Annotated in this window: 2 protein-coding genes; both read right to left on the bottom strand. The window is 44.2% G+C overall.

The annotated features are described in order from the left end of the window. Positions 1–80: 80 nt before the first annotated feature. Positions 81–6,845, bottom strand: coding sequence for an exo-alpha-sialidase (locus tag KAH81_05410; GenBank protein ID MCK5833092.1), 6,765 nt, complete (start codon positions 6,843–6,845; stop codon positions 81–83). A 192-nt stretch (positions 6,846–7,037) separates the two neighbouring features. Next, positions 7,038–11,318: a T9SS type A sorting domain-containing protein gene (locus KAH81_05415; protein MCK5833093.1), complete on the bottom strand. Its 4,281-nt coding sequence runs from the start codon at positions 11,316–11,318 to the stop codon at positions 7,038–7,040. Positions 11,319–12,049: the final 731 nt, after the last annotated feature.

Raw genomic sequence — 12,049 nt, forward strand, 5'->3', positions numbered from 1 at the left:
CATTTGTCTTTTTTCAACTTCAACGAACATATACTATACCTTAATACAATATATAATTCAAGTTCTATTTCTATAACTTTTTAATACAAGGTTACCCTTGCTGTTACTCTTATGATCATGATTTGTTCTGCATAGCTACTACTCGCACGGGGCATTTGCGCCTGTAACCAGAGATTATTGATCTCGTAAGGGATTAATTCGTAGCCAAGCGGCCCGAAATAATACTCCGTTGCCCAGTTAATAGTCTCTCGAATACAATCGTAGGCCGGATGGAACAACGCAGGTGCAACCGGATCATTACACAAATGCGCACGCAATACAATTTTGTCCATTCCATTTGAACATCCGCAAACCCATTCACTTAAAGTATCCATTGCCGCCAAACCCAAATCACAATTTATATTTCCGGTGTTTTGCACAGTAATAAGCTCCGGCGGTATCATTGTTCTCATATAATTCGGGAATTGCAATCCCAGACTCCATATGGTAGGTGTTACATCGATTGCAAGTATATACTCGAAAGCATTATAAACAGCTAGTATAGACTGTGGTTCGTCAAGAATTACTGTTTTTGGAATAATACTGTCTGAAACATCCCTGTCGAAATAGACAAATTGATATGCGCTATCACCGGAAACATCTATACGGGACAAATTAATCTCGTGTTCACCTCCCGGTAGGAGCCAAAGGGCGGCACTCGAAGTATATTCAAACAACGTATCGTCGATAGAAATCCAACCGTAAGATTCAGGGGGGGATTTATCGACTTTAAGCCTAAGTTTCTGATTATAGTTAGCAATAAGATTGACCGGCGCACCCATAGGCTCGAGAAGATGATTTAGCGCGCCACCATCGCTCCACGAAATCCAATTGAACCTTTGATCGGATGATTCATAATCGGGGGAACTAACTCCAACAGTGGGCGCCAAACCCGCTCTGATCCACAAAGATACATTGCTAGAATCTAAATATTCAGTGCCATCTACGCTAATGAAACCCGTAGAATGAAGTGGTGATTTCTCAATAGTGAGAGCAAAATTGGTGGCATAGTCAGCTCTAATTTTAATTGGAGTAGTTATGGGGCCTACATCGTGGGCAATGGGGCCTGCATCGTTCCAGCGGGAAAAAACATATCTCTCGCCCGGGCCGATGTCTGGCGATGTCGCCTCTATCCGATGATTAGATCCTAAACCCCACCATTCGATATATTGAGATATTTCATCATACAAAGTCCCATCAACAATAAACCCGCCGAAATCCTGAGAAGGATTTTTGTATAAAGTGCATTGAACCGCCGGCGCGTATCGAGCTATCAATGTACAGGGAGCAAGAACAGTTGCTTCGGTGTTTGGCCATGTATAATGCGCAACTGTTGCAGTCAACTCTGGTTCGACATCCCAACTTATAAAACCATAATGAGAACCACCAACATCAGGAATCGATGTAGATGTAGTTACCTCTGTAGTTTCGCGGAATAAAAACCAACCCTCGCCAGTTTGAACTGGAACCGCCGACCCGCAACCCTCATAATCTAATGCAAGGTAGAATTCATTATTCCAGCCCCAAGTGATAGTTCCATCAGAATCCATTGTAAATGTAACCAAATTAGTATCACCTAATAATGGCACACACCCCAGGCCTACCCAACCGTTGGCTGAATGACGAACAACATCGCTATCATAATCGTATGGCCCTGCCGTGGCTGTGATGATCGAACCTTCGGATATATAATTAATACCGACAGGAGGATCACAATGCCCATGTAAACTGACCACTGTAAGAATATAGACATCTTCCAAGGATTCCCATATCCACTCTATTCCTGAAGGCTCATCAATCGTGAAAGAAACCCTATCGCTAACTCCAATTCCAAGCGAACCCCATCCGGAATATCCTACACATGCCCATGTTCCATCCGGGTTAAGTGTAACCTCAGCAGTCACTTCGGAACCGGCAGGGTACCAATACATACCTATATCCGGTAATGGATAGCCCATTCCGAAAGGATTTTGAACCTCGAAGCTGTATTCCCTATGCCAATTCCAAGTTATAGTCCCATCCCCTCTAACCGTGAAGCTAAACGATGTATCCGCTCCTGCTACCGGCACAGAGCCGGTTCCAGTCCAACCATCGCAACAGCATCTCTCTCCAGGTCCAACAAAATCGGTAGCCTCGAGCATGTAGCAATCTATAACAATGCTGCCAGGATAATAATGTGTTCCTATCGCGGGATGAGGATCACCATGTTCGCTAGCTACTTCGATAATATTGACATCGCTTTCTCCAAACCAAATCCATTGAATCGAGGAGTATTGGTTAATAATAAAACTAACCTCATCGACACCCCACGCACTCGGACAATCGCCTGTGCCGGAAAATCCCACACAATACATTGTATCATAGGGATTTGTTGTAATATAACATGTTACCCATGTCCCCGCATCGAACCAGTGCTGTCCCGCTGCAGGAACAGGTGCATCGTATCCGCCTGGATTATCGACATCCAACCTGAATTGGCGCTCCCAAATCCAACGAATGCTGCTGTCAGTAATAAGCCTAACATTAACCAACGTATCCACTCCCGACATCGGGACCGAGCCAGTGCCGGTCCAACCGACACATTTCCACCTTTCCACCGGTGAAACATAAGCATATTGATTCGTTAAAAGGTCGATTTCAGTTCCCACCGCGTAATGATGTAACCCCACCGATGGTGTTGGTAAACCGTAGTCGCTCATGACATTAAGTGAAACGGAGGATATATCCCAGTGCCAAGTAACAGAGCTGGGTGTTGCTAGCGCGAAACTGAAACTCGAAATTCCACTCGATGCCGGAGCACTTCCTGTTCCTGTATATCCGGTGCAAACAACCGAATCTTCCCATGGAGTAGTAACAGAGCCTGATACGACAGCACCTCTTTCATACCAGTTTTCACCGGTATCCGGAACTGGTGCACCATAATATCCCGGTTCAGAGTCGATGAGTAACCGGTATTCATCGTCCCAATTCCATGCAATCGTGGAATTCGCCCATATATAAAATGTTCCTGTTGATGCCCCACTCCCCGATGGTGCGCTTCCGGAACCGACGAAATTATCTACAATCCATCGAATTCCCTCATCGACAGGATCAGGCCACGGATTTGTTACCGTTGCTGTAATCGGACTTCCAGGAAGCCACCATGTTGTCCCATACGGCGAAGGAGCGCCTCTCTCATCGGGGGATGTAACCAATAAAGAATAAACCTCAAAGTCTCCTGCCCATTGCCATGTGAGCGTTGCTGGGGCGATCATCGCGAAAACTATAGAATCTTGAGGACTCGAGGAAGGTAGGACCGGTGGAGTCCCTAAAAAACCAATACAAACCATGGGCGGATCCGGCGAGTTAACTTTCGCTAACACCAAAGATCCACTCGGGAACCAGTTCTCGCCAACAGGTGGTATTAGAGGTTCACCGTATCCACCAGTATTGACAATCATTAACCGGTATTCGATACGCCAGTTCCATGTAAGCGTGCAATCCTCAACAATATTAAAATCGACAAATTCTGTAGAACCCGAACCTATGACAGACGTTCCCGTGTAGCCATAACACGCCGCGCGAGTGTCTCCAGACAGCATGAATGGAGTCTCGACTGAACAATCAACATAGGTCCCCGGATCGTAGTAGCTAACTCCGACCATAGGTGAGGGAACGCCGTATGTAGAAATTACCGTCAGTGTGAGCTGATCGGCCCATAGCCATTGTATCGACCCCGAAGATGACATGTAAAAACAAGCTTCAGAACCGCTGCCTGCAGATGGAACAGGTCCTGTTCCTGCCCAACCGGTGGCATACATATGCGCTGTAAGATCAGGACTTCCGGCATTTGCACAAACATGCGCACCGGCATCTATCCAGTTAGATCCAACCGGTGGATCGGGAGTGCCGTATCCACCCTCGGAATTCACTGTAAGTTCATATTGCACCGAATAAACTGCCCGCACTGTGTAGTGCCTATCCATGATTATTGTGGTCGTCGAGCTTGCGCTGTCACCGATAAAAGCTCCAGAAGGTATAGTTTCCCAATGCGAGAAACCGTAACGAACACCGCCAACACTATCCCAAGCCTCACTGGCGGTAATAGTTGCAACACTGTCCTCCCAATACCATCCTTCACCCGTAAGAGTCGGTTCATGGCCACCTGTAGCACCAGTATATTCCATATCGAGCTTAAATTGGCTGCCAAATAACGCAGTGAAATTAACATCTTCTTCCGAAATTACCACGAGATGCGTAAACGCACCATCATCAGACCATGCCCTGAAAATATATCTAATCGTATCTCCAAAGGTCTGTGGCGAAATTGCGCCTATCGAGTGAGTCGAACCTGGACCCCAATCCACCGAGTCCGGCGAGGAAACCGTCGTTCCATCGACTATCACCTGACCATAGACAAAATCATTGCGAACAACCACATGAGTATTATTGGAATACCTAATAGTCCGCATAGAATAGCCCTCGCACAAGAAATTCGTGGAATCTATGGCATACCATCCTTCAGGAACAGTAGTATCCGAAAAATCTATCGTCGTGCCACAATCCGTCCACTGTTCCCAACGATTATATAATCCTGATTCGACATGCGGTTCACCAAATTGTGTATGTGTTTCCGTAAAGACTGTGTTATCTACAGTAGGCCCCACAAAAAGAACAATGGGGTTCCACTGGTGGTAATAATACGGCTGAACAATCCTTGCCATGGACACGGAACCGATAGTATCGGGGGAATTCGTAGCCCATCTTTGTGTCGGAGACAGGAGATACCATCCAGCCATGTCATAAGTTGTGCCTATATCTACCCAAGAAGTGCAACTGACCGCGTCATTGATTGTTGTATCGATATCGTTGCCAAAACTCTCAAAATTAATATCGACATCAGGAAGCGTGTGATCACATGCAGGGGGATTGCCTTTTACAGCATCAAAAATAACCCTAAACTGATGATAGTAATCGCAGATATAACTCCCTCCGGTGCTCGGAGGTGTCCAGTAGTTACCTGAAAGCCATATCCATCCGCCAGGATTATCCACTGCCCAACGCTCGCTACTGCTCGACCCTGCCCACAATTCATCTAATAGCGGATCGTTTGAATATTCCGGATCGAACCATATGCGATATATCGCCTCTGTTGTAAACGATGTATCGTAATGAGCTTCGAAAGCCCAAAAAGAGAATCCTGGAAGCGGCCAAAGCGGCATCGAAGGGACATAATCCACATCGAGCGAGACGCCAAGCATTTCATTGCCATTAAAATATACATCTCCATCATCGTAGCGTTCGTCCCACCAGATAACAGATAACTTCCTCTGCCAACCACTACTCCACATCCCGATACCCGGCCAATATTGATTCGCTGTTGTGGCATCCTGATTTGCCCTAAACGGCGTCTTCCATGTTGTTCCTTCGTCGTCTGAATAGGAGACGTAAATATCGGTATTACCCGAACGGGCATCACGCCACACAACGGTTGGGTTATTCTGAGCATCGACCGCGATAACAGCATCTGTTTCCTCGGTGACGCGATTTGTAATAACTCTCGCTGACTGGAATGACGCTCCGCCATCAGTACTTCTGCGATAGTATATATCACCGTTGCCGGAAGACGCGGTTGAATAAGTATATGTTATTTGCGGAGACCCATCCGGCCCAACATCGATACCGCTAGGTATAACATATTCCTGAACAGAACTCGATGCTATCGAGACATAAGAAGACGGGATTGAAGGAGTTCCTCCCGCATTTGTTATTTTTTTGTAATATACATCATAATTCGACCCATTAGTTGTTACATCGTGAACCCAGGCGAAATGCAACTGACATGAACTACCACCGCCATAAGTTGCGAGTGCAGGTAGAAAATCGTCGTGCTGACCACCATAATTAGTGAGATAATAGCCTCCAGACCACGAACTTCCATGTGAAGAGCTTCTATATAAGACAACCTCTGCTTCAGCTTCGTCCGGATCACAACCTCCACCATCAACCCAACCGTGAACCATGGCCACATAGACATAGCCCAAATCATCGGTAACTACACAACTCATATCTTCATAATCGCTAGAAGCCCTAATGGAATATGTTGAGAAGCTCGAGCCGCCGTTATTTGAAACGCTGCAGTAGATGTCGTAGTCATATTCTGAGGGATTATACCAGTATGTGTAAGTTATATAGACATCCGCAGAAGAACCGGCTCCATAACAAGCAATTCTCGGGCGATTATTTATACCGTAACTATCCACCAAGACAGAAGAAGACCAGGTTACCCCGCCATCTGAGGACTTACTGAAATAAACCCATGAATTCTCTGTGTCAACGTCGAGACACCACGCCACATAGATTGTTCCATCGCTTCCCACGCAACATGTGGGATGGAACTGCTGATCACTTGCGTCGGTGTTAACCCTTCGGTCATCAGTCCAATCTATATCATCCATCGCCTCTCCGGGGTCCTCGGGCGCTGGCGGTGATGGTCTCTTGGTTATTCGGTTCTCCCTCTCATCCAAAAAACCGATAAAATTAGTTCTTTGCCTCCATGCTTGTAGGGCCTTAGCAGAATTAACATATGAGGTATTGGTAACCGTTCTCATTGCTTCGCTACGCACCCATTCAGGCATCTCGCCGATACCAACAGCAGATTCAATCGCATCTGCGGTTTCTCGGACGAAATTTAGTTTTTGTGTAGATTTTTTCTCAGAAAGAGATTCTATACGCCTCGGAGGGGGCGCTATAGGCCTTGTAGAAACGACAACACCCAATAACAAAAAGAATGAAATCGAAAGTCCAAAAATTCGCAGAATTTTCAAATGGACCTCCCAGTATAAATATCGGACAATTTAATTTTATATCTCATAATTCATATAATAATAAATCTTAAAATCTTATTCGTCAAGCCATTTAACTTACAAATTCACCTTCAAACAACCTTTTTTCCTGCATTCGATAATAAGTTCCTATAATGTAGAAGGGCGCTTTAAAAACGCCCTTCCGCTAACAGTCTATTTTAGGAGTATTATTGGCTTTGTTATTGAACCTCTCGAGTTATCGAAGCGAGCGAAATACAACCCCGATGGTATATCTTGCGGAATCCATCGGACTGTGCTCTCTCCAGTCTTCAATTTTGTGGAAAGATCGGCTACACGACGACCATTAACATCGAAAATTCCAAGCTTAGCCCCTTTACTGGGTGATCCTAGCTTGAATTCCACAACAGCATTGAATGGATTCGGATGAGCCGATATCTTTAGTATTTCCGGCAATGATATAGCTGACTCACCAATTCCATGCGTGCCAATCCCATAGATATATAGATTGTTGACATACCATCCAACCTCGGTATTACGAGAACTTGAACCGAAATCGAAACAAGCTGTTACTGTATGTCCTATCCATGGCGTTAGATCTATAGCTTCGAATTGCCAGAAATTACCGATATTGCTTCCACCAAAACAATTCTCCCAACTTATTAAACGGTTATACTGAGATGAGACACCATCATAACCATTTTGTGGATGCACAACAAACGTGTCAGGACCGCCATCTATAGCGATTTTTATATTTCCACCGTCGTGGAAAGAGTAGCTCTCCGAAGATTGGAATCGATACCAATGATAAAAGCATAAATAGGCATTATCCATGTCCTCGAGATTTATTGGGGGCAATTCGAGCCTAGATTGCGAACTATCTGAATATTCTCCGGCAAGCTTAGTTGCAAAGCATTTCGTTCCAATAGGAACAGATTCGGGACCCGAAGTTGGGACACCATATTCCCAATCGTCACGAAAACCATGATGTATAATTCCGGCTGTCGAGCTACCTACATCGAAGGCATAAAAGGCATCAGACACATAAGGACCTTCAATTTCTCCATCCTGAGGGAATCGAACCGTATCCAAACCAAAGTAGAATTCATAATGATATGAATACTCATCGACAGCAAGATCAGACGTGTAATCGAAAGTTGCACCACCTGAAATAGAGCCATCTGCAATAGCCATATTATGACCCACACCATTAATCAACACTCGCGCTGCCGATGGAATTCCTCCTCCGAGAGCTGCACAAATAACTGTAAACCTGAAATCTGAGGTTGCATTTCCTGCAAATGGCTCTACACTGCCGGCTCCAAGATAAACAGCTTTAGCGCTACCCAGCTCGATATCATCTATATACCACCCTTCTCCCCTACAATAAACATCCGAAGACATGGTGAATTTAATCCTGACCGGCGCACCCGGGGTGAGTTCTGAAGAGAGGTCGAATTTAGAGAATTTCCATCGATTTCCTGGGCCGTCGAAACCGCTGATCAAATGCCAACTCGAACCGCCATCAGTTGAATAATGGACATAACAGCTATCGTATCTAGCCTCGGTGTCAAAATAATGCCAAAAACTCAACATTGTATTCACAGGCGCGGCAACCTCGGGTGATACCAGAACCGCATCCACTGAATCACGATACATAAATCTATTATCGACGCCACAATACCAACTGTTGCCCGGGCTGGCGAAGCGATGGTCTTCAATATGCCATATTGCATCGGCAATCCAACCCGAAGGACCGCTTTCGCAATCTGTAACAAAACCAGCCGTGCCAATAGCTAGGACTATAGTATCGATAACCATGGGGCCTCTGAAATCCTGAACAGAAACATAAGCTTCGACCATATAGGGATTGGGGCAGGTCGAACTCGCCGAAAGAACAAATGAAGGAAAATTAACCTTGGATTCTCCGGGAACCATCGAGTCTATTCCGCTTGTAGCCGAGGTAACAGTCACATAAGGATTGGTTTCGACCGCTAGACCGACAATCATATACCTTGCTGTTTCGCCACCGTTATTTAACGCTGTAATACTAAGTTCAGCTGTTTCCCCAGGTTCGAAGAAGTTGTTTCCATCGCCGCCCAATGTGTCTGTTATATGGTGATCTATTACACTTGGGATCGGGGCATGAATATCGACTCCAATAGGGATACTCCATGATGAATCGTGTTCATCTGAGGTCATGAGATTAAAAGTAATCCTTTCACCATCGGGGATATCAGCCGGAAATTCAGCTATGAAAGGAGATGCGTTAAAGGCGGTTCCTCCCTCTACAATATTTCCAAAAGACTTAATCGAGTCTGAAATTACTATTCCACTCTCGGTAGTCCTAAAAGCTCCCACAACCGAATTCGCATCTTCGCCGCCGATATTTCTGATAAATGCTGTAAATCCTATTTCCTCGCCAATATCTGCCAAGCCGTCATTGTCGCCCATTGAATCATCGATAATAACAGAATCCAACGCCAACCATGCGCCACCCCCACCAATAATCGCATAACCAAGATGTGGAATCATGTCGTAATGTGTAACAGTTACCCAGATAGTATCACCCATTCCCGCGCCCGCAACACTCAGAGAAACATTTCCGGAAGAGTTTGTATATCCAACTGAATGAACAATACCAGCATCGGTGGCACAGACCAACGCGCTATCCACCGGCGCGCCAGCGCTAGTCACATTGACAGCAACGATTCCTCCAACATAAAGCATCGGTGGATAAGTGGCGGCTATTTCGACAGGATCACCATACCAGATAGCTAACGCCGGATCTCCGAGAAGATTATACTCATCATAATAGTATTCAGCAGTGCTTGGATAAGCAAGATGCACACCGAGTAAACCACGGTTGAGCATTCCCCCCGCAAATCGATAATCCGCACGGAATACATCATCGAACATGACTCGTTCCATAACATCGTCTTCATCCCAATAGGAATTATTCGAAGCCCCTATAAAACCTATAGCACCTGCATCTTCCTGTCTAATCCATGTCTCTCCGAAACATTCGTTCAAACTAAAAGTGCCCGTTATACAGGCATTCGATATAACAAAGGGATATTCATCGACATTACCCAACTCACGAACATCATCCTGTGACCAGCTTGGAGCATCCCAAAGATAATAACCACCGTGTCCGGTATAGCTGAGAATGGTTCTACCATCGCGAACAGCTGCAATGGAATTGGCCGAAGCCGATGGATCGCTATAAGCCCAAATGCTATCGCATTCAAGTCCTGCGGGGCTGAAATGCTCGGAAATTACATAGCGTTGTGTTTCCTCGGCCAGGTCCCAGTAACTCCCATCATTAGAGGCCATAAAGACCGCTTTATGGGCAAAATCTCTATGTCCGGCCGGGATGTCGAATTGCTCATAGGCTATTGTTCTTCTTACAAAAACACCAAGTTGCTCAGCATCGGCTGGAGAGATTCGACCAACAAATAATTCGGGGATATAACCTCCAGAATCCATATCACCGTAAGGTGTATCGGTTTCTGACTCAGATTCAGCACCTTCGAAAGATGGGACATCGTCGATATCGCCAATCAATAGAATGTAAGTCGGTGCAACTTCAGATGTATCATATTCGGCTAAAATCCAGTTTCTAATGGAATTCGCAGTTCCTCCTAACTCGGATACTGTCTTGACTTTGACTGAATAACCCTTTCGTGCTTTCCATTTAGCCAAAACTTGTGAGGTATCAGCATAAGAATCGGCGGTAACAATCAGATAACCTAAATCAGATGAGGCCGGAAGCCATTTTCCGATACCCATAAAGGCCTCGGGATTCGCGATAAGAGGTTTTATCAATGCATCATATGATTTGCTTGCATAGCGGGTTTTAATATCTCGGGTTAATGCAATGTCGCCGTTATCGTGAATGACTTTGAAAGATAATCCTTTTGCTACTTTTATCGTTCCTCGAACAGGATTATAATCGACAGGTCTTATCTCGATAAGAGCAAGCCTATAAGAGCGCGCGGTCGCAACATCTATGATTTCCACCGGGTTTCGGTATTGATAGGAATCGCGTGAATAGATTTCTTCATTTATCTCGAATGGAGGTTCATATCCTGATATTTTTATACGCGGAGATCGCCTAGGGGTAACGGGCAACGTGTATCCTAGATCGATAAGGTTAATCTCTTCAAAATTGAATTCGATTACCTCTATCCTCGGTGTCGAGCCAAATGGTATTTGCACCATAGTTCGGAAAATTGGCAACTCAGGACTTCCTATTTCACCGCCTTTAAATGCATTTTCGAATTGGATGTCTATGAATTCGCCCTGATCTGTCATCAAACTCGAAAAAGCTGGCTGATTTGATTCAAAAATAAAAACTGTGTTATTTTCGTTCGCATTCGTTACTTCGAGATTAGTTCGTCCATTTTGAAAGCTATCCGCTGAAAATATGGTTGCACATAATAAGATGAGTATAATTATGAGAGATTTTTTCACATTACAACTCCTGAATAAGTTAGAATAATTCATATATTATATATTTTGATTTTTAATATTGCAATGCGATAATTCCTCTTTTTAACTAGCTTCATGTAAAAAAGCAAAAGACACTGCTGGATATTCTATTGTGAAAAACAGAGGGGGGTTTCTTGGTTTATATTTGGAGAATAAATTTTAATTTCAATAAATAAACCAAAAAGTCAACAAAAATAATCATCCTAATTTTCACACACCACCTTACCAGTGACTTCATTATTATTATTTCTTGTTTTTTTAAAAATATCATGTATATTTGTTTACGGAATTTTACTTTTAGGAAGGAGAAACATGATTTTTTAGACAATCATCGTATTTGTTATCGGTCTTTTAGGTCTTGTTCATGAAATCTGGCTTATTAGCTTTAGTATCCCATTCTTTGCTGAAGCCACATCGGTTTCGATCATGTTAATATCTCTCGGCATGCTTTACTCAGAATTTAAGAATCCTCAGCACAAAAAAAAATAGATCAAAAGGTCCTCAAAAAGGAACTTTTTTTAGTTGATAACTAATAATGTAGATTTGGCTATCCTATCATAATGCAAAATCTATTATTGTTCAGTAATTCGATTTTAGTAAAACTCTTCTAATATTGCCTAACCCCTTGCAAAAGAGAAACTATGCTATTTTGGGCGATTATTGTGTTCGTAATCGGTATCTTGGGCATGGTTCACGAGATGACAATGATAACA

It is taken from the genome of bacterium (genome assembly GCA_023145965.1).
Classification (GTDB): Bacteria; UBP14; UBA6098; order UBA6098; family UBA6098; genus UBA6098.